19 protein-coding genes and 2 pseudogenes are annotated in these 20,505 nt (G+C 42.4%); 12 read left to right on the top strand and 9 right to left on the bottom strand.

Annotated features, from left to right (window positions below; all coding sequences use genetic code 11):
- Nucleotides 1-94: 94 nt before the first annotated feature.
- Nucleotides 95-841 (top strand): copper homeostasis protein CutC, encoded by a 747-nt coding sequence (gene cutC / locus ACGF63_RS04745; protein WP_036847542.1) that lies wholly within the window; start codon nt 95-97, stop codon nt 839-841.
- A 54-nt stretch (nt 842-895) separates the two neighbouring features.
- On the opposite strand, the gene cmoB is transcribed toward cutC, so the two are convergent.
- Nucleotides 896-1,867, bottom strand: a complete 972-nt coding sequence (gene cmoB, locus ACGF63_RS04740; RefSeq protein WP_152962155.1) for a tRNA 5-methoxyuridine(34)/uridine 5-oxyacetic acid(34) synthase CmoB — start codon at nt 1,865-1,867, stop codon at nt 896-898.
- Nucleotides 1,864-2,622 (bottom strand): carboxy-S-adenosyl-L-methionine synthase CmoA, encoded by a 759-nt coding sequence (cmoA, locus tag ACGF63_RS04735; protein WP_152962154.1) that lies wholly within the window; start codon nt 2,620-2,622, stop codon nt 1,864-1,866. The genes cmoB and cmoA overlap by 4 nt, the downstream gene beginning before the upstream one ends.
- A 137-nt stretch (nt 2,623-2,759) precedes the next feature.
- Here cmoA and ACGF63_RS04730 point away from each other — a divergent pair.
- Nucleotides 2,760-3,011, top strand: a pseudogene (locus ACGF63_RS04730) (type II toxin-antitoxin system Phd/YefM family antitoxin).
- A pseudogene (locus ACGF63_RS04725) lies at nt 3,001-3,189 on the top strand (type II toxin-antitoxin system RelE/ParE family toxin); the annotation flags it as partial. The pseudogenes ACGF63_RS04730 and ACGF63_RS04725, both read left to right, overlap by 11 nt.
- A gap of 117 nt (nt 3,190-3,306) precedes the next feature.
- On the opposite strand, the gene ACGF63_RS04720 reads toward ACGF63_RS04725, so the two are convergent.
- Nucleotides 3,307-3,705, bottom strand: a complete 399-nt coding sequence (locus tag ACGF63_RS04720; protein WP_036847536.1) for an MAPEG family protein — start codon at nt 3,703-3,705, stop codon at nt 3,307-3,309.
- A 285-nt stretch (nt 3,706-3,990) separates the two neighbouring features.
- Here ACGF63_RS04720 and aspS point away from each other — a divergent pair, with 285 nt between their 5' ends.
- From aspS to ruvB, 6 genes are all read left to right on the top strand, one after another.
- Entirely contained in the window at nt 3,991-5,763 is a 1,773-nt protein-coding gene (aspS, locus tag ACGF63_RS04715; protein WP_387629118.1) for an aspartate--tRNA ligase, read from the top strand.
- Nucleotides 5,763-6,200, top strand: coding sequence for a dihydroneopterin triphosphate diphosphatase (gene nudB / locus ACGF63_RS04710; RefSeq protein WP_152962151.1), 438 nt, complete (start codon nt 5,763-5,765; stop codon nt 6,198-6,200). Before aspS ends, nudB begins: the two co-directional genes overlap by 1 nt.
- Nucleotides 6,201-6,229: 29 nt before the next feature.
- On the top strand, nt 6,230-6,973 hold the full coding sequence (locus ACGF63_RS04705; protein ID WP_036847529.1) for a YebC/PmpR family DNA-binding transcriptional regulator: 744 nt from the start codon (nt 6,230-6,232) through the stop codon (nt 6,971-6,973).
- A 110-nt stretch (nt 6,974-7,083) separates the two neighbouring features.
- Complete coding sequence (gene ruvC, locus ACGF63_RS04700) at nt 7,084-7,605, top strand: crossover junction endodeoxyribonuclease RuvC (protein WP_132354909.1); 522 nt, start codon at nt 7,084-7,086, stop codon at nt 7,603-7,605.
- A gap of 78 nt (nt 7,606-7,683) precedes the next feature.
- The gene (ruvA, locus tag ACGF63_RS04695; RefSeq protein WP_036847524.1) at nt 7,684-8,301 is read left to right on the top strand and encodes a Holliday junction branch migration protein RuvA; all 618 of its coding nucleotides are present in this window, start codon (nt 7,684-7,686) and stop codon (nt 8,299-8,301) included.
- Between the two features lie 15 nt (nt 8,302-8,316).
- Entirely contained in the window at nt 8,317-9,318 is a 1,002-nt protein-coding gene (ruvB, locus tag ACGF63_RS04690; protein ID WP_152962150.1) for a Holliday junction branch migration DNA helicase RuvB, read from the top strand.
- 102 nt (nt 9,319-9,420) lie between these two features.
- Here the strand turns inward: ruvB and znuB are convergent, their stop codons facing one another.
- Nucleotides 9,421-10,206: a zinc ABC transporter permease subunit ZnuB gene (znuB, locus tag ACGF63_RS04685; RefSeq protein ID WP_152962149.1), complete on the bottom strand. Its 786-nt coding sequence runs from the start codon at nt 10,204-10,206 to the stop codon at nt 9,421-9,423.
- Nucleotides 10,206-10,961: a zinc ABC transporter ATP-binding protein ZnuC gene (gene znuC, locus ACGF63_RS04680; protein WP_036847515.1), complete on the bottom strand. Its 756-nt coding sequence runs from the start codon at nt 10,959-10,961 to the stop codon at nt 10,206-10,208. Before znuC ends, znuB begins: the two co-directional genes overlap by 1 nt.
- 76 nt (nt 10,962-11,037) lie before the next feature.
- On the opposite strand from znuC, the gene znuA reads away from it, so the two are divergent.
- From znuA to lpxM, 3 genes are all read left to right on the top strand, one after another.
- Complete coding sequence (gene znuA / locus ACGF63_RS04675; RefSeq protein ID WP_387629113.1) at nt 11,038-11,985, top strand: zinc ABC transporter substrate-binding protein ZnuA; 948 nt, start codon at nt 11,038-11,040, stop codon at nt 11,983-11,985.
- A gap of 20 nt (nt 11,986-12,005) precedes the next feature.
- Entirely contained in the window at nt 12,006-13,313 is a 1,308-nt protein-coding gene (mepM, locus tag ACGF63_RS04670; protein ID WP_162524085.1) for a murein DD-endopeptidase MepM, read from the top strand.
- A gap of 151 nt (nt 13,314-13,464) precedes the next feature.
- Nucleotides 13,465-14,433, top strand: a complete 969-nt coding sequence (lpxM, locus tag ACGF63_RS04665; protein ID WP_036847508.1) for a lauroyl-Kdo(2)-lipid IV(A) myristoyltransferase — start codon at nt 13,465-13,467, stop codon at nt 14,431-14,433.
- Nucleotides 14,434-14,682: 249 nt separating this feature from the next.
- Here lpxM and darE read toward each other — a convergent pair whose 3' ends face one another.
- The 4 genes from darE to darB are packed head-to-tail and all read right to left on the bottom strand — an operon-like array spanning nt 14,683 to nt 20,297.
- A complete protein-coding gene (gene darE / locus ACGF63_RS04660; protein WP_387629109.1) occupies nt 14,683-15,972 on the bottom strand; it encodes a darobactin maturation radical SAM/SPASM protein DarE in 1,290 nt (429 codons plus the stop codon).
- Between the two features lie 29 nt (nt 15,973-16,001).
- Nucleotides 16,002-16,664 (bottom strand): ATP-binding cassette domain-containing protein, encoded by a 663-nt coding sequence (locus tag ACGF63_RS04655; protein WP_387629107.1) that lies wholly within the window; start codon nt 16,662-16,664, stop codon nt 16,002-16,004.
- Between the two features lies 1 nt (nt 16,665).
- Entirely contained in the window at nt 16,666-17,919 is a 1,254-nt protein-coding gene (gene darC, locus ACGF63_RS04650; RefSeq protein ID WP_387629104.1) for a darobactin export ABC transporter periplasmic adaptor subunit, read from the bottom strand.
- Nucleotides 17,920-17,927: 8 nt separating this feature from the next.
- Nucleotides 17,928-20,297, bottom strand: a complete 2,370-nt coding sequence (gene darB, locus ACGF63_RS04645) for a darobactin export ABC transporter permease subunit (RefSeq protein WP_387629101.1) — start codon at nt 20,295-20,297, stop codon at nt 17,928-17,930.
- Between the last annotated feature and the right edge of the window lie 208 nt (nt 20,298-20,505).

Genomic DNA, 20,505 nt, shown 5'->3' with positions numbered 1-20,505 from the left:
AGAATAATTAAATGTCATAGTTAGTGAGTTGAGTTACTGAATCGTTTAGGTTCATTAATTGCTCGTTATTGACTGGGTGTTCAAGGAACTTCTGATGACAAAGTTAGAAATTTGTTGTTTTAGCGTAGGTTGCGCATTAATCGCACAACAGGCTGGGGCTGACCGGATAGAGTTGTGTGCCAGTCCGACGGAAGGGGGATTAACACCGAGTTTTGGTACATTGAAGCAGGCTATTGAGCAATTAACTATTCCTGTACATCCAATTGTACGTCCAAGAGGCGGTGATTTTTGCTACAGCCATTCAGATTTTGAGGTGATGAAAAATGATATTGCCCAGATCCGTGATATGGGATTTATGGGCGTCGTTTTTGGTGTATTGGATGAAGAAGGACATATTGATTTGCCGCGGATGCAACAATTGATGGCGTTGTCCGGCGATATGGCTGTCACTTTTCACCGTGCGTTTGATATGTGTTTTAATCCTAACGTGGCATTGGATCAACTGACTCAGCTTGATGTTAAGCGAATATTGACTTCCGGCCAGCAACAGAATGCTGAATTGGGGTTACCCTTATTGAAAGAGCTTCATCAGGCCAGTCAGGGGCCAATTATTATGGCGGGCGCGGGTGTTCGCCTGAGTAATATCCATAAATTTATGGATATAGGGCTAACGGAAGTTCACAGTTCTGCCAGCCGGGTGATGCCTTCCACCATGACCTACCGCAAAGCGGGGGTGACGATGAGTTCTGACAATGAAGTGGATGAGTTTTCACATTACTGCGTTGATGGTGGTGCGGTAGAGGTCATGAAAGGGATGCTGAGTCTGACTTTGTTTGAATAAATCCTACTCTGTTAAGCAAATTTCGCACTGGCCCTGTTGGGCCAGCTCTCAAACTCAGGGTTTACGGGCAATCAGTAACGCACGCAGCGGAGCGGGATAACCCTCAATGGTTTTACTGCTATCTTCAGGATTAAGAAAATCAGATAACGACTCTGTTTTCATCCAGTCTGTACGACGTTGTTCTGCCATGGTAGTTACCGCGTGATCGACAATCCTCACATCAACAAAACCGCATTTTTCCAGCCAGACTTTCAGCATTTTCGCTGATGGGATGAAATAAACATTATGCATCTGGGCATAGCGTTCTCCAGGGATTAGGCAGGTGTATTCATCACCTTCAACAACCAAACTTTCCAGCACCAATTCGCCATCGGACACCAGTTGGTTTTTTAACTGCCAAAGATGGTCGAGTGGGGAACGGCGGTGATAGAGGACGCCCATTGAAAAAACGGTATCAAAAGCGGCCAGTGCCGGTAATTGTTCGATGCCCAGAGGTAAAAGATGAGCACGTTGATCGCTGCCAAGCAACTTTCTGACGGCTTCAAACTGGCAGAGAAAAAGCTGAGTCGGATCGATACCAACCGCAAGTTCAGCTCCTTCACCGACCATCCGCCACAGGTGATAGCCGCTGCCACAGCCAACATCAAGAATTGTTCTGCCCGCTAAGGGAGAAATGTGGGGCAGTACCCGATCCCATTTCCAATCTGAACGCCATTCAGTGTCGATATTCACACCGTAAAGAGAGAATGGCCCTTTGCGCCACGGCATAAATATTCTCAATATATTGGTAATACAGACTTTTTCACTGGCGGATAGGGGGGGATCCCGCTCTGCGATCACGCCATTTTTTAGATCTAATTTGGTCGGCGAAATGTTGGGCAGGTTTTCCAGGGTTTTGACCCACGATTTAAAATTGCCATGCAGGGCGGCTTTTTGCCATTCATCCAGTTGAACCGGAAGACAATGAAGCCAGTGTTGGAGGTTGCTCCTGGCGATAAGCTGATAAAAATTACCGAAATCGATCATTTATCAGCTCCTTTTATCGCCAGTAATGAGCCGAAATTGAAACACTGAAACCAGACTTCAACATGTTCAAAACCAGACTGATGGAGGCGGGATTTATGTGTTTCGACAGAATCCGTCAGCATCACATTTTCAAGCATGCTGCGTTTCTGGCTGATTTCCAGTTCGCTGTAGCCGTTAGCACGCTTAAAATCATGGTGCATATTAAACAGCAACTCACCAATCTGTTGATCTTCAAAACTGAATTTCTCTGATAAAACTAACACACCGCCCGGACGTAATCCCTGATAAATCCGGTTAAGCAAACCTTGTCGATCTTGCGGGTCGATAAATTGTAAAGTGAAATTCAACACAACCATTGAGGCATTTTGAATATCAATATTGAGAATATCGGCTTCAATAACGTCAACCGGTGTGCGCGCCCGGAAAGCATCAATATGGCGACGACAGCGTTCTACCATAGCCGAAGAATTATCAACCGCAATGATCTTGCAATTTTCCGCGGTAATATTGCGGCGCATTGCCAGGGTTGATGCGCCAAGGGAACAACCCAGGTCATAAATCTGGCTGTTTGATGTCACGAAACGACTGGCCAGCATACCAATCATGGAAACGATATTTGAATAACCTGGCACAGAGCGTTGGATCATATCAGGGAAAACTTCTGCAACCCGTTCATCGAAACGCCAGTCACCCAGATTGGCAATGGGGGCGGCAAACAGGCTATCCCTTTGATTGTGAGGATCTTGATTTGACATAACAGCATTGATTATTAGAAAAAATAGAAGGGGGCATTCTAACAGATGTAAAGCTTGACCTTGAACCAATTTTCTCTGTATTGAAAAGCACCTTTAAATGACCTATTGTTCGCTTACATAAAAGAGTGGGGTGGTGTATGGCATATCAGATCTTAACAAATGTCGCGGCAAGTATTACCGATTTGAAACGTAACCCAATGGGGACATATTTGCAGGGGGAAGGTGAAGCTATTGCAATCCTGAATCGGAATGAACCTGCGTTTTATTGTGTGCCACCTGAATTATTTTCTTACTATTAGGAACTGGCCGAGGATGCCGTACTAAACAAAATTGCGGATGACCGCTTAAAAGATGCTGAATTTGTCAGTGTGAATCTAGATGATCTATAGTCTGCAATTTGAAAAGCGGGCCTTAAAAGAGTGGAAGAAGCTAGGTCATCCAGTTAAGGACCAGCTAAAGAAAAAACTGGTTGAACGCTTAGAAAACCCTCATGTGCCGTCTGCAAGATTAAGTGGGCGAGCTAACCGATATAAAATTAAATTGCGGTCTTCTGGCTATCGTTTGGTTTAAACACTTGCCCGTTTTGCATATCAACCCCGGGAAGTCTTCCTCATAAATGGAACAGCTATGATTAGAATAATAGGCAGCAGAACTCGCTGCCTGTTTGTTTCAGTGGCGGCAATATCAGACATAAAGAGAAAATATCTGTTCCCAGGGCAGGTAGTAAATATTGGCAATCACCATCAATACCATGGAGAGATAGGTTGCTACCATGCCTGAACGTCGCCAGCGGAACTCACGGTGGTACAGGCCATAATAATGTAACAACCTGCCAGTGAGCAGGATCAAACCACAGACATGTATCATCCAGACATTCGAGCCGTTCATCTCCATCATCACCAGTAATAACATAGAGATGGGAATATATTCCACAGCATTGCCGTGAATACGGATAGCGGTTTGCAATTCGTAAAAACCACCATCTCCATATGAAACCCGATATTGCGTTCTTAGTTTAACCACATCAAAAGACAGCTTAATCAATAATAGTGCGCCCAACACAACATAAAGCGAGCTAACCATTTTTAACTCCATTGCCTAACCGAAATTGGCCAATTAGGTTATGATAAACCTCAAAAATAAAACTGTCGCTATAAAAAACAGGAATTGAAAATAAATTTGTCTGATTATCAGACATCAAGGCAATTGTATTATCCAGGATATTGCCTGCCCTTATCTCTGAGCAGAATTTCTATTATAATGGCGGCCTTTTTTGACAGTTCTTGAACTTTTCGTATTTAAAAAAGTTCAAGAACGATGCCAAAATTTCCGCAGCGAAAGCACAACAGCCGAATAAAAGGATATTGTATGCGTACTGATTATTGTGGGCAGTTGAATCTGACCCATGAAGGCCAGAAAGTGACTCTTTGTGGTTGGGTAAATCGCCGCCGTGATCTGGGTGGCCTGATTTTTATTGATATGCGTGATCGTGAAGGTATCGTTCAGGTATTTTTTGATCCGGATCAGCAAGCAGCGTTTTCTTTGGCTTCTGAGCTGCGTAATGAATTCTGTATTCAAATCACCGGTACTGTACGCGCGCGTCCTGACAGTCAAATCAATAAAGATATGACTACCGGTGAAATTGAGGTTTTTGCGGAAAGTCTGAATATTATCAACCGCTCTGAACCTTTGCCTTTGGATAGCAACCAGACGAACAGTGAAGAGCAGCGTCTGAAATATCGCTATATTGATCTGCGCCGTCCTGAAATGGCAAATCGCCTGAAAACACGCGCTAAAATTACCAGCTTTGTCCGCCGTTTTATGGATGGTGAGGATTTCCTGGATATTGAAACGCCGATGCTGACTAAAGCGACACCAGAAGGTGCCCGTGATTATTTAGTGCCGAGCCGCGTTCATAAAGGCAAGTTTTATGCACTGCCTCAGTCCCCGCAGTTATTTAAGCAATTGCTGATGATGTCCGGCTTTGATCGTTATTATCAGATTGTGAAATGCTTCCGTGATGAAGATTTGCGTGCGGACCGCCAGCCGGAATTTACTCAGATCGACGTGGAAACGTCCTTTATGACTGCCGAGCAGGTAAGGGGAATGATGGAAACGATGATCCGCGAATTGTGGCTGGAAATTAAAGGTGTTGATCTCGGGCATTTCCCGGTCATGACTTTTGCTGAGGCTATGCGTCGTTTCGGTTCTGATAAACCTGATTTGCGTAACCCACTGGAATTGGTCGATGTCGCTGATCTGGTCAAAAATGTGGAGTTCAGCGTTTTTGCTGAACCGGCGAATGACAGTAAAGGCCGTGTGGCCGTTATCCGTGTTCCGGGTGGGGCTGAACTGAGCCGTAAACAAATTGATGAATATGGCAAATTTGTTGGGATTTATGGCGCCAAAGGGTTGGCGTGGATAAAAGTCAATAATCGTGGCGCTGGTCTGGAAGGGGTACAAAGCCCGGTGGCTAAGTTCCTGAATGCAGAAGTGATTGACGGTCTGCTTTCCCGTACCGGTGCGCAGGATGGCGATATTCTGTTCTTCGGCGCCGGCAGTACAAAAGTGGTCACTGATGCCTTGGGAGCACTTCGTCTGAAATTAGGCCGCGATTTGAACTTGACGCAACTGGATAGCTGGCAACCGTTGTGGGTTATCGATTTCCCAATGTTCGAAGATGACGATGAAGGCGGCCTGAGTGCAATGCACCATCCGTTTACTTCACCGCGTGATATGTCAGCGGAAGCGTTGGCGCAAAATCCGCTTTCGGCCATTGCCAATGCTTACGATATGGTGATTAATGGTTATGAAGTAGGCGGTGGTTCAGTGCGTATTCACCGTAACGACATGCAACAAACGGTGTTCCGCATTTTGGGAATTAATGAGCAGGAACAGCAGGAAAAATTTGGTTTCCTGCTGGATGCGCTGAAGTTTGGGACTCCACCCCATGCAGGCCTGGCATTCGGTCTTGACCGTCTGGTGATGTTGCTGACAGGGACTGACAACATCCGTGATGTTATCGCGTTCCCTAAAACCACCGCTGCCGCTTGTTTGATGACCGAAGCGCCAAGTTATGCAAATCTGGCCGCGCTTGAAGATTTGTCAATCTCGGTTGTGGCCCGGAAAGAGAGTGAATAATGGCTTATAAGCGCCCTGAATCTGTTCTGGTTGTTATTTATGCGTTTTCCAGCAGACGGGTGCTGATGCTACAGCGGCGGGACGATCCTGATTTCTGGCAATCTGTGACGGGTAGCCTTGACGGGGACGAAACGCCGCGTGAGACAGCATTGCGTGAAGTGCAAGAAGAAGTCGGTATTGATATCATCGGTGAAAATCTTGAACTGATAGATTGCCGGCGCTCGCTTTATTATGAGATTTTTACCCATTTGCGTCATCGTTATGCTCCGGGAGTAACCCGTAATAAAGAGTACTGGTTCTGTCTGGCATTGCCTCAAGAGCGAGAACTCCTGTTGACTGAACACCAGGCTTACCAGTGGCTGGATGCGGATAAAGCGGCAAAGCTCACTAAGTCATGGAGTAATCGGCAGGCAATTGAAGAATTTGTGATTAATTAAGTTAATTAGATGTTTTATCGGAGAACCTTATGGCAGGTCATAGTAAATGGGCCAATACCAAGCACCGCAAAGCGGCACAGGATGCGAAACGCGGTAAAATTTTCACCAAAATTATTCGGGAGTTGGTAACGGCTGCCCGTTTGGGTGGTGGTGATCCGGCAGCTAACCCACGTCTGCGGGCGGCGGTTGATAAAGCGCTGTCCAACAACATGACCCGCGATACCTTGAACCGGGCTATTGCCCGTGGTGTTGGCAACGATGATGCTGACAACATGGAAACCATCATTTATGAAGGTTATGGTCCGGGGGGTACCGCGGTAATGGTTGAATGTCTGAGTGATAACCGTAACCGTACGGTTTCTGATGTTCGTCATGCTTTCACTAAAACCGGCGGTAATCTGGGTACGGATGGCTCTGTTGCTTATCTGTTCACCAAGAAAGGCGTAATTTCTTATGCGCCGGGATTGGATGAAGATGCGGTTATGGAAGCGGCGTTGGAAGCAGGGGCTGATGATGTGGAAACTTATGATGATGGCGCTATTGATGTCTACACCTCACCAGAAACGTTTGGTGACGTGAAAGATGCATTGGATGCTGCCGGTTTTGTTGCCGAATCAGCAGAAGTTTCGATGATCCCTTCCACTAAAGCTGAATTGGATGCGGAAACCGCGCCTAAGTTACTGCGTCTTATCGATATGCTGGAAGATTCAGACGACGTACAAGAGGTTTACCATAACGGTGAAATCTCTGATGAAGTTGCAGCTCTGCTGTAATTTCAATCGGGTTGTATAGCGTAGAGAAAGTGCACTGGGGGTTCAGGGCACTTTCTCTAACGTTTTTATTCCCCCTTATTAAAGATGATCGTAAAGGCGAATAAACAGATATGGCGATTATCTTAGGTATCGACCCAGGTTCCCGCGTCACCGGTTATGGTGTGATCCGCCAGCAGGGGCGCCATTTGATCTACCTTGGCAGTGGCTGTATCCGGACAAAAGTTGATGATCTGCCTAACCGGTTACAGCGCATTTATGCCGGTATCCTTGAAATTATTACGCAATTCCAACCGGATGCCTTTGCTATTGAGCAGGTATTTATGGCGAAAAACCCGGATTCAGCGCTGAAATTAGGGCAAGCGCGTGGCGTTGCTATTCTGGCTGCGGTAAATCAATCTGTACCGGTTTTTGAATATGCTGCCCGGCAGGTTAAACAGACAGTTGTCGGCACTGGGGCGGCTGAAAAAAGTCAGGTTCAGCATATGGTGCGTTCTATGCTGAAATTGTCTGCTAATCCGCAATCTGATGCGGCAGATGCGTTGGCAATTGCGATAACCCATTGCCACTTTAATCAGAATCTTTTGCGTGTCGGTGATCCCAGATTAATGCTGGCGCGAGGACGTTTAAAATAACGGCTGGATATGCATCCAGCTTTTTTTATGTTATAAGCATTAGCAGAATAATCAGTTTTATTTGCAGGGGGTAAACAAGTGATAGGGCGTCTCAGAGGAATTGTGCTGGAAAAACAACCACCGTTGGTTTTGCTGGAAACGAATGGCGTGGGTTATGAAGTTTATATGCCAATGACCTGTTTTTATGAATTGCCTGAGACCGGACAGGAAACTGTTCTGTTTACTCACTTTGTGGTGCGTGAAGATGCGCAATTACTTTATGGTTTTAATGATAAACAGGAGCGGGCGCTGTTCCGTGAACTGATTAAAGTGAATGGCGTCGGCCCTAAACTAGCGCTGGCTATTCTTTCGGGTATGTCTGCGCAGCAATTTGTTTCTGCGATTGAGAAAGAGGCGATTGCTTCTCTGGTTAAATTGCCGGGTGTGGGTAAAAAAACGGCTGAACGGCTGGTGGTTGAAATGAAAGATCGTTTTAAAGGGCTTAATGGCGATCTGTTTAATCAGAGCAGTGATATTAATCTGCCAGCAACCGCCAAACAGACAACTTCTGATGCTGATATCGAAGCGGAAGCCGCCGCCGCGTTAGTCTCTCTGGGTTATAAGCTGCAAGAGGCCAGCCGAATGATCAGTAAAGTCGCTAAACCGGGAGCTGATTGTGAAACACTTATCCGCGAAGCCCTTCGCGCCGCTCTTTAATCACAGGGGTATACCATGATTGAAGCTGACCGTCTGGTTTCCGCGGAAGTTTTACAAGATGATGAAGCCATTGACCGCGCAATCAGACCCAAATTACTGTCTGAATATGTCGGGCAGCCGCAGGTCTGTGAGCAGATGGAGATTTTTATTCAGGCGGCCAGACAGCGTGGTGATGCCCTTGACCATCTGCTGATTTTTGGCCCGCCCGGGTTGGGGAAAACAACCCTGGCGAATATTGTTGCCAATGAGATGGGGGTAAATCTTCGCACAACGTCTGGCCCGGTCTTGGAAAAGGCGGGGGATTTGGCGGCAATGCTGACAAATCTTGAACCGCACGATGTTTTGTTTATCGACGAAATTCACCGTTTATCGCCGGTAGTGGAAGAAATTCTCTATCCGGCAATGGAAGACTATCAGCTGGATATTATGATTGGCGAGGGACCGGCCGCCCGTTCGATCAAAATTGATTTGCCGCCTTTTACCCTGATTGGCGCTACCACGCGTGCAGGCTCCCTGACTTCTCCACTGCGTGATCGTTTCGGTATTGTGCAGCGCCTTGAATTTTATAATGTGGATGATTTGCAAAGTATTGTCTCCCGCAGTGCCCGTTATATGGGGGTGGATATTACTAATGATGGTGCGCGGCAGATTGCCATGCGTTCCCGTGGAACGCCGCGTATTACCAACCGTTTACTGCGTCGGGTGCGTGATTTTGCTCAGGTGAAAGGGAATGGTGGGATTGATAGTGAAATTGCTACCAAGGCGCTGGATATGCTGAGTGTGGATTCTGCCGGTTTTGATTATCTGGATCGTAAGTTATTGATTGCCATCATTGATAAATTTATGGGCGGGCCTGTGGGGGTGGATAACCTTGCCGCCGCCATCGGTGAGGAGCGGGAAACGATTGAGGATGTGCTGGAGCCATTCCTGATCCAGCAAGGTTTTATTCAACGGACTTCCCGTGGACGAATCGCCACCGATCATGCTTATCGCCATTTTGGTATGGTCAGAGATTAGGCACAATCAGTTTGCAGTGTGAGCTAATTGGGATGGGGCTCCGTCAAGGGAACCCTATCCCGGGTTTTCTTCATTGGTAATTGAGCGTAGCAACTCAGTGAATCAACTTCTTGCCTTACTGAGTAGGCTGATAATAAATAGCACCGCAGCGCACAGAACAACAGAAGGCCCGGCTGGCGTGTCATAAAAGGCGGAAAAAGCTAATCCGCCGGTGACAGCGAGCATACCAACGATAATGGCAATACCGGCCATTTGTTCCGGTGTACGGGCAAAACGGCGCGCGGTGGCAGCGGGAATAATCAGCAGAGAAGTGATAATCAGAGCGCCGACAAACTTCATTGCCAGGCCAATTGTCAAGGCTGTTACCAGCATTAACAGCACTCTCAACCGCTGGATTTTAATGCCATCCACAAACGCCATTTCTTGGCTGACTGTCATAGAAAGCAGGGCGTTCCATTGCCGGAACAGCAGTGTAGTAACAATAGCGACACCGATTACAATCAGCCAGATATCTTCATAAGTGACTGACAGTAAGTCACCAAACAGATAAGCCATTAAATCAACCCGCACATTGGACATTAAACTGACAACCACCAAGCCTAATGATAAGGCGCTGTGAGCCATAATCCCCAATAAAGTATCAATGGCCAGTTGTGGGCGTTTCTCCAGCCAGACCAGCATGATTGCCAATATCAACGTGACCGCGATAACCGCGTAAAACGGGCTGATATTGAGTAATAATCCGAAAGCGACGCCCAATAATGACGCATGAGCCAGAGTATCGCCAAAATAGGACATTCTGCGCCAGACAACAAATGATCCTAATGGTCCGGCAGCAATCGCCAATAATATGCCGGCCAACCAACCGGGGAGTAATAATTCAATCATCACTGGCATTCCCTGTTATTTTTCAAGATAATTTTTCCTTTCAGATCATGATGGTGATTATGTTGATGCCGATATATTGCTAATTGCCCGGTGCCATGATGACCAAACATAGCGATAAATTCAGGGTGAGTTGAAACAACTTCCGGTGTACCGGAACAGCAAATATGTTGATTAAGGCATAAAACTTCGTCTGTTTTCGCCATCACCAAATGCAAATCATGGGATACCATCAGTACAGCACAATGTAATTCAGTTCTGATTTGATTAATTAAATCATACAGTGCTAACTGACCATTAACATCAACGCCTTGTGTCGGTTCATCAAGCACCAGCAATTGGGGTTGATTTAATAGCGCTCTGGCTAATAAAACCCGTTGGTTTTCTCCGCCGGATAATTTTTGCATCGGTTGCTGCAAGAGATGAGCCGCGTTAACCCGTTCAAGCGTCGGCAATATATCGGCGGATTTTACGCCGGGTTTTAGCATCATAAAGCGTTTGACTGTCAGTGGCAGGGTAGGATCAAGATGCAACTTCTGTGGAACATAGCCGATTCTCAGTCCATCGGTATGCTCAATCGTGCCGGATGACGGCGCAATAAGCCCCAAAACAACACGGACTAATGTTGACTTACCGGCACCATTGGGACCCAGCAACGTCAGGATATTCCCTTGTTGCAAGCTAAGAGAAATATTGTTTAATACCTGACGGTTGCCGAAGGTAACTGCAACATTTTTTAAAGTGATGAGTGTCGACATGCTAAATATATCTTGCGTGAACATTGAGATGTTATAATATAACAATTCTTGCTTCTGTCCACGAGATATTTACATTATGTTGCACAAATCATATAAATTGGCGCAGAAATTTTTCTGCAAAGCTGCAATTGCCACTGTTTTTATGTCAGGAACAATACCATCGGCTAATGCTGATGTGGTGACATCAATTCGTCCGTTGGGTTTTATTGCTGCGGCAATAACTGAGGGTGTTACTGATACGCAGGTATTGTTGCCTGATGGCGCTTCACCACATGATTATGCATTGAAACCGTCTGATCTTAAGAAGATTAATCAGGCAGATTTATTTGTGTGGGTTGGTCCTGATATGGAAATCTTTTTGTCTAAACCGTTAACCAAAGTGCCACAAGATAAACAGCTGGTATTAGCGCAATTGCCGGCGATTAAACCACTATTGCTAAAGAATGATGAAGATTTACAGGAATCGAATCATCATAACCATGAAGAGAACCATGAACATCATTCTCATGGTGAATATAATATGCACATTTGGTTGTCGCCAGAAATAGCGAAACAGGCTGCTCAGGGGATCCATGACCAATTATTAGCGCGTTATCCGCAGAAAAAAGCGGCACTGGACGTAAACCTACGTAAATTCAACGTTCATCTTGCGCAAACTGACAAAAATATTGCTAATATTCTTAAGCTGGCGCGCGGTAGGGGGTATTTTGTTTTTCACGACGCCTATGGCTATTTCGAACAGCATTATGGCTTGACCCCGTTAGGGCATTTTACGATTAACCCTGAAATACAGCCCGGCGCGCAAAAATTACATCATATACGAACACAATTGGTTGAGCAGAAGGCAACCTGCATTTTTGCTGAACCGCAATTCAGGCCGACCGTTATTAATGCGGTAGCGAAGAATACGGGGGTGCGTATGGGCACTTTAGACCCGTTAGGAGGCCGCATCGTATTGGATAAGGACAGCTATATGAAATTTATAACTCAGTTGTCGGAACAATACGCGAGTTGCCTGAATTAAAGTAATAAGGAATTCGATTAGTGCAGCAGATAGTTAAAACTATCGTTCTGGTGTATAGGGAGTTACCGCGACCGCATAAGATTATGCTGGGTTCGCTGACTTTGGCGACATTGGTTGTCACGATGTGGCAGCCAATTGTTTATCATCATGAACAGGAAGAAATAAGCACCGACAGTATTGCAATCAGTGCCCCGGCAAATACTGATGAGATTATTGCGGATAGTAGTGAGCAATTACCGGATGAGGGCATTCCCGATGAAGAGACGAATTCGGAAGCGACGGCTCAAACTCCGCATGAATATATTGTCTCTGACGGTGATACCCTCAGTAGCATTTTGACGCAATTTGGTATTGATGCTTCTGACGTGGCGTTACTGGCAAGTCAGCATAAAGTGTTACGGGGGCTGAACATTGGTCAGCCATTATCATGGACGGTAAATGAAGCGGGTGATCTGCAAAGTCTGACTTGGGGTGTTTCCCGTCGTGAAAGCCGTATTTATACCCGTGAAGGTGATGTCTTTAAAGAAACGAAATCATTTCAGAAAGGTGAGTGGAAAAACAGCGCGATTATAGGTGTGGTTGATAGTAACTTTACCAGCAGTGCTTTAAACGCGGGATTAACCAGCAGTGAAGCACGTGAAGTCACCAAGGCACTGCAATGGCAAATTGATTTGCGCAAATTACATAAAGGTGATCGCTTCTCTGTATTACTTTCCCGTGAAATGCTGGATGGTCACAGTGAACAGAGCCAATTACTGGGTGTTCGCCTGAACAGTAGCGGTAAAGATTATTATGCTATCCGTGCGGAAGATGGGCGTTTTTATGATCGTGAAGGTTCCGGTCTTGAACGCGGCTTTTTACGTTTTCCAACAACGAAACAATTCCGTGTATCTTCTCACTTTAATCCCCGGCGTGTGAATCCGGTAACAGGGCGTGTCGCACCACACAAAGGGGTGGATTTTGCTATGCCGGTGGGAAGCCCGGTTTTGGCGGTAGGTGACGGTGAGGTTATTGTCTCCAAATATAATGGGGCGGCAGGGAACTTCATCGCTATTCGTCATGGCCGCCAATATACCACCCGTTATATGCACCTGAGAAAACTGTTGGTGAAACCAGGGCAGAAGGTGAAACGTGGTGATCGTATCGCGTTGTCCGGTAGTACCGGTCGTTCCACGGGGCCTCATTTGCACTATGAATTCTGGATCAATCAGCAGGCGGTAAATCCATTAACTGCGAAATTGCCGCGTTCTGGTGGTCTGAGTGGTAAAGATCGCACAGAATTCCTGGCAACGGTAAAAGAGGTAACACCTCAGCTTTTGCTGGATTAGCTTAATTGAACATTAATGACAGACTTTAAGGTGGATGATTGATATCATCCGCCGTTGTTTTGTCTATGCCAGAAAAAGATGGGTTGATATCCACTGATATAAATCTCTGTACTAAAATGGCAGACATCGTTTTGTTCTAAAGAGTTAGCTCATGCATAAAGAGACAGATACAGACAGTAAAGTGGGTTATGTGCCGACATTTCATAAATCCTACCTGCATCCTCGCTATTGGGGATTATGGTTGGGAGTAGGTGTATTGGCTGGGCTGACTTACTTCCCGGTTAAAATGCGTGATCCTTTGTTGGCTAAAATAGGCTGGCTGGCTGGCAGGCTGGCAAAAGGGGCGCGCCGCAGAGCGAGGATCAATCTGTGCTACTGTATGCCGGAACTGACAGAGCAGCAGCGCGAGGCGTTGATTGATGAGATGTTTTCTACTGCGCCTCAACCTTTTGTTATGCTGGCTGAGATTTGTTTACGTGGCACAAAATCAGCTTTAAGCCGGACGCATTGGCATGGTGAAGAGATTACTCGCCAACTGAAAGCGCAGGGAAAAAACATTATTTTTATGGTTCCTCATGGCTGGGCGGTGGATCTTCCGGCGATATTATTGACAGCCAATGGACAGAAAGCAGCGGCGATGTTTCATCATCAGAAGAACCCTGTAGCAGATTATCTGTGGAATAAAGTCCGGGGTCGCTTTGGTGGTCGCTTACATTCCCGTGATGCTGGCATTAAACCTTTTATTGCTACTGTTCGCCAGGGTTACTGGGGATATTATCTTCCTGATCAAGATCATGGCGAGGAGCACAGTGAATTTGTCGATTTCTTCGCAACGTATAAGGCAACATTACCGGCCATTGGGAGGCTGATGAAGATTTGTCGTGCGGCGATTGTGCCATTGTTTCCGGTTTATAATTACCGTACTCATCAGCTTGATATTTATATTCGCCCTCCAATGGATGATATTGAAGGCAAGGATGATGCTTTTATTGCCCGCCGGATGAATGAAGAGTTGGAACAATTAGTGCGGCCAAATCCTGAGCAATACACTTGGATCCTTAAATTGCTTAAGACCCGCAAAGAAGGGGATATTGAGCCGTATAATAGAGAAGATCTTTAATTCTAATATACCCTTCATCTTTCAAGTTGCTGCTTTGTTGGCTGCTTTCACTCACCCCAGTCACATAGTTATCTATGCTCCTGGGGGTTCGTTCACTTGCCGCCGCGCTGCAACTCGAAATCTATTCGGTATATATATGAAGTCATTATCACAGTTTGAACTTAACCCCTAATATTGGACATCATATCCAATGATTAGGGGTTATTATGATGAAACATTTTACTTGCACTTGAAATATCAGGATAGCATTTACGCCGCGATGGTTTGTTTTATTGTCTCCAACAAACCGCCGGTTCCACAACATGAACCATCATAATTTGGATTGTGCTTCCTGTTGGTCACTCGATCGTGTGGGCATCCACCATTACACAAATGAAACCATTTACATTGATGCATTTTTTCATATGATTCCATTTCCTCTTTAAGATGATCCTTATTTGTATTTGATTTAGATAGTAAATTCCCAAGATCATTATCAATAATCGAACCATAATTATTCCCTTCAGCACCAACATATTTATCACATGCTGATACCGTACCATTAGGTTCTAATGTGATTATTTCCTGAGAACAGTTACCCGCCCAATAACAATCTGACATTTTCTTTTGGGACGATTTGATACTGTCAATAAATCCGTCAAACAAGCGAATATTGATTTTGCCTTGATAACCATTCCACCAGACACGGAAAACCTTAGAAAGGAAATTAATATAGTTATGGTAAGTTATATAACTTCCTCCAGGATCATCACCCGGCTGGCATCGGTTATCTGGGACAATATTCAGAAATTCAATATCCGTCAAACCGATTTCGTAAAAATAAGAGAGCATTTTTTCTATATTTGATTCATAAACATCGCGGTCGACGACGATAAGCGCACCGTAAGGTATGCCATAACTTCTTAACTTTTTCATACCTGCCGCGACTTTATGGGATGTTGGCCTTCCTCTGTAATCTAATCTCCTGCTATCGTGTATTTCCGGAATACCATCAACGCTTATTCCTACCCCCATTCCAATACCTTTGAGGAACACTAACCAATCTTCAGGAATATTGACGGCATTTGTCTGTACCGAATTGGTGATAACTTGATCCGGTTTTTTAAATTGTTCCTGTAACCAGATGAGTTTCTTAAAGTAATTAACATTCAACAACGTTACTTCGCCACCATGCCAGACGAATTCAAATCGCTTGATATTCGGTAGGGATAAGAAACGGTGGATGGAACGCATTAAATTGAAGAATGTTAAGGTATTTCCTTTTCCTTCTGCCCAGGAGTGACAATAAGTGCATCTTAAATTGCAAAGCCTGGTGGCTTTCACAACCACAACTAATTTATTAGCATTAATAATTTCAGGGCTGAAATGTATACTGATTTCTTTATTATATAAAGCCAGTTCATCATCATCTAATATCTTTTCGGCGGAGATTTCACCGATAATTCTGCAAGCTAATTGCCTGTAGTTAATTTTAGATGATTTCTTAAGAATCGATGATTCGTCTGAATCTAAATATTTTATGGGGATTATTGTGTCCATAAAGAACTCCTTTATTATGTTATTTATGCTCAAACAAGCAAGTGGCCATCCCTCATCGTTAATATTCTGTCAGAAAACGCTGCCGCTTCTACGGAATGGGTTACCATAACAATCGTCGTACCGTTTTCATTCAGCTCCTTAAGTGAAGATAAAATATTCTGACCATTTACGCTATCCAGGTTCCCCGTTGGTTCATCAGCTAATAAAATGGTGGGGTTTGCTATCATTGCTCTGGCGATAGCAACACGTTGCTGTTGTCCACCAGATAATTGTATCGGTTTATGATTTTCCCGATTTTCTAATCCAAAACTATTTATTGCATCAAATACTTTGCTTTTCCGCTGTTTTTTAGGAAAACCTCTGTATTTTAACGGTAACTCTATGTTTTCAGATACCGTCAAATTGGGTAACAGATTGAATGATTGAAAAATATAACCAATAAATTCTCGTCTGAATGATATTTTTTCAGAATATTTCATTGTTAAAATATTGCTATTGTTCAGTGTTAATTGACCGCTATCGATTGTTTCAAACATGCCAATGACATTCAGTAATGTTGATTTCCCTGACCCTGACGCTCCCATTATAGAAATAAATTCGCCTTTATCTATATTGAGATTTATATCATTCAAAACATTTGTTTGAATGAATTTAGTTTTATATGATTTACAGACATTCATCATGCTAATCATTTTATTCAATCCTTACTGTATCATTATTAACTAATTTATTCTTACCAAAGCTAACGAGCGTTTGTCCTTCAGTAACACCACTTTTGATCTCAATATCAGAACCATTATCTTGGCCGGTGGAAACTTGAATACGTCGGGCAATTTTTTTATCTGGATGGTAAACAAACACATAGTTTTTATTGTCAATAGAAAACACCATAGATGAAGGTACGGAGAATATTTTCCGATCTTCATCAAGTTTAATCATGACATCAACGGATTGCCCCCGTTTGAAGTTAATTGTTTTTTTATCTTCCAATTCAAATCTGACTTTGAATGTTCCATTATTCACTTCAGATGAAATTAATTTCACCAGTAAAGGTATTTTTCCATTGTTATAGATTAAACTGGCAGATGAATGGTATGTTATTTTGTTTAAATAGTATTCGTTGATTTCTGATTCAAAATAAAAGTTTGATAAATCATCAACAATAGCTATTTTGTCGCCAGGTTTTAACCGTTGTCCTAAAATTAAATCTAATGAACTGATATTACCGGCGATAGGGGATTTTATTGAAAGCTGCTCGAAACCATTTTCGATGATGTCAGCGAGTTTTCTCTGTTTTTCGACAAACTCGTCGATTTCCTTTAACTGTTTTGATATATCACGATCTTTATCATTTTTTAATTTTTTGTAGAATAGATAAACATCGTGCCAATAATCTCTTTTAATCCTTAAATCGGACATAGTTTCTTTAGAAATATAATTTTTATGTACAAGATCGTGATATCGCTTTAATTTATCTTCTACTTCTTTTAGTTCTTTGGCGGCTTCTAAGAATCGGTTATTGATATCCCGATAGTCAGATTGCAAGTTTATTCTTATGTTTATTAAATTATTGAGTTTATCTGTCACGTCCGCTAACATCGAAGAATTATTCAATGTGAAATTAAAATTAGATAATTTCACGATTTCTTCATTCTTTAAAACATCTTGTGATGGTTTTTTCATTATATCGGTAACGATTCCCCCTATCTCGGTTGAGATAGAGACACTTTTATCAGGAACCACAACTGCCCTGGTTTTCAGAATATCACTATCTACTTTGCTGCTGACCTGAAACTGGGTAACTTCATTTTCATTCACGAAAGCGTCTTTAGCCGAAACGACATAATAGATAATAAATACAACAAATGAAATAAAAGCGATAAAGAAAATGAGAATGAGTAATTTCTCTCTGTTATGTATGCCTTTTTTTCTGATTTCTATATCCATAATTAATCTCACAAAAATTTAGTGGCGGATAATTTTCTATAATTCACCAAATAGGTAGTCATCATTATAATAACGGTGAATATCATTGTAGCAGATAGGGCGATAGCACTGTATACAAAAGAATCGGTGTAAATCACACTATATTCATCAAGCAGATAAACTAAAATAGTTCTTCCTGATATATATGCCACGAAAATTGATGCGATTATCGGGATGACACTTTTCGATAAAAAGTGAATGAGATTGGTGTAAATAGAACCACCAATAGATTCCATTATACTTAATTCCCTTTTCATCGCCTTAAAGTCAGTCATGCTGGTAGTAAAGCAGGCGATGACTAATAATAGAACCGAGAAAATAGCGACGGCAGATGATAATTTTATTACTTTTAAATAATTATCATAATAAGAGTTAAATAAGTGACTGGTTAAATCAATTTCATTATTATCAAAACCCTGTTTTGATAGTTCGTTAAGTACCGGAGAAAGGTTTTTCATATTGTTTAAATTCAGCGAAGCATATTTTCCATGATCTTTTTTGATGAAAACAACTATTGGCCTGAATGGTTCATCTACAGCACCTAAATTGAAATCATCTATAATCTGAATAAATCTGATTTGGATCTTTTTATCCTCCATTGTGTACCAATAGTAGTTGTTAAAAATATCATCATATTTGAGAATTCCATTCTGTTTTAAAAATTCTTTTGTCACTAATGCATGGACTACATCAGCATTATCACTCTGATATACTCGTTTATCACCACCGGCTAATATCTTCATTCTCCACACATCAGTGAAATTTTCATCCGCAGTAATAACATTTGAAGAGATATAGTTATTCCTGTTTTGTTGGCCGGAATAATTAATAGTGATATTTTCTCTTGACATATCAAATGGTCGCCAATTACTGAGGGTTATTTTTGAAGTATTGTATTTTCTGATAAACTCATAGCTTAATTCATCAATAGTTGATTTTTTATTATTATCGTTATTAATTGCTATTGATATTGTCTTGGCATTATCATATGGAGTATGTAAATCAACAAGGTGAATATATTGATTGGTTAATCCGGTGACTAAATAAATAGATATTCCGGAAACAAGTAATTGAATAGCCAATGATGATTTCCTAAACCAAGAGGCAAGGGTTGATTCATATCTCATATCCATTTTTCTGTTTCTTTGATAAATATAAAAACGTAATGAGAATGAAAAATGTATTGATGAAATAAAGATAAAGGCAATAACAACTGAAAATATCCCTAGATATATTATACTGTCTGCTTCTAATAGGGTAAATATATTATTTATATAGAGAGAGACATTGAATATAGTTATGATAAGTAACAAAAAGATAAGGGTGGAAAGGATTATTTTGATCAACATGGCCGGCAGTGAATCGCAAATAATATTGAAAGTTGAAGCGCCTAGCGCTTTCTTTAACTGATAAATATCCCTTTTTTCTGCTGAATCAGCAGAAGTTAAATTATAATAGTTGGTTAATGCGGAAAATAAGATAAATGCGAACGCGATATATGAGCTATAAATTATCTCCTTTGATAAACCAATAGAAATTTCATCAGGCAATCCATCTTGGTAATGAATATCTTTTGATTTTTTTAATGATAGGTGAATAAATTCACTGGCAGTAAATGGAGCGCCTGGAAGATTGGGGGCTTTGGTTGCAATAATATGATTAAGAAGCGCATCGCGATTGGATATTGATTTTTCATCAGAGAGTTTTATAAAGATATAAGCATGTGTATCATACCAATTGAATATTTCTTTATTGTAGTTTTTGATAAGTGTTGGCTTAAATGAAATAATAGCATTCATATTAAGACTCGAATCATGACGTTTTTCTACGATATCCTTGATGATATAGGTTTCATTATCCAGAACAATAGATTTTCCTTTGGGATTTTCCAGGCCGAGATAGCGATTATTGAACTCTTTTGTGATGTAAATCTCATTTGCTCCCAGGATATTATCGATTTTCTTAAAGGGAGACAGGGTATTCAGGAATTGATGACTGACTGCAAACACGGGAACTTTGGTGATCTTTTTTCCTTGTAACTCAATCGTCGTGTTAAGTTTGAAAAAGTAGTCTGCACGATTTATCCTTTTATCTTTTTCTAGCTCGTCTATGAGCGGCAATGGCGATTTTGCCGATCTCACTTTTTCTCCATTGGGCAAATTAAAGGTGGTTTCCACCCGGTAAATGTTGCCATTATCTTGATAATAGTTATCAACTCGAGCATCTGAATAGAAGGCAGTAGAAAGTAAATAAATTGCTAATATTGCTATTGATACTGAGAGTATCGATACCAATATATTGAAACGTTTCATGGATTCTGAGATGTTAATAGCATTCATTTATGGCTACCGTTCCTTACTTAAAGCCCATCCTATTAGGGCTATTTTATTTGCCTGCATCAGTAACACCTGCTGGGACAGGCTATTACCCTTTTTAGTTACTGAAATCTATTATATTTTCATCTTGAAATTAAAAAATCCAATAATATTAGTGGTAAAAGGTGGTTGTGTTTAATGATAAAATACAAACCTTCCATTCAGGTTAAAA

It is taken from the genome of Photorhabdus sp. RM322S (assembly GCF_042879395.1).
In the GTDB taxonomy this organism is placed as follows: Bacteria; Pseudomonadota; Gammaproteobacteria; order Enterobacterales; family Enterobacteriaceae; genus Photorhabdus; species Photorhabdus khanii.
This window is presented reverse-complemented; position numbering and strand designations above follow the sequence as displayed.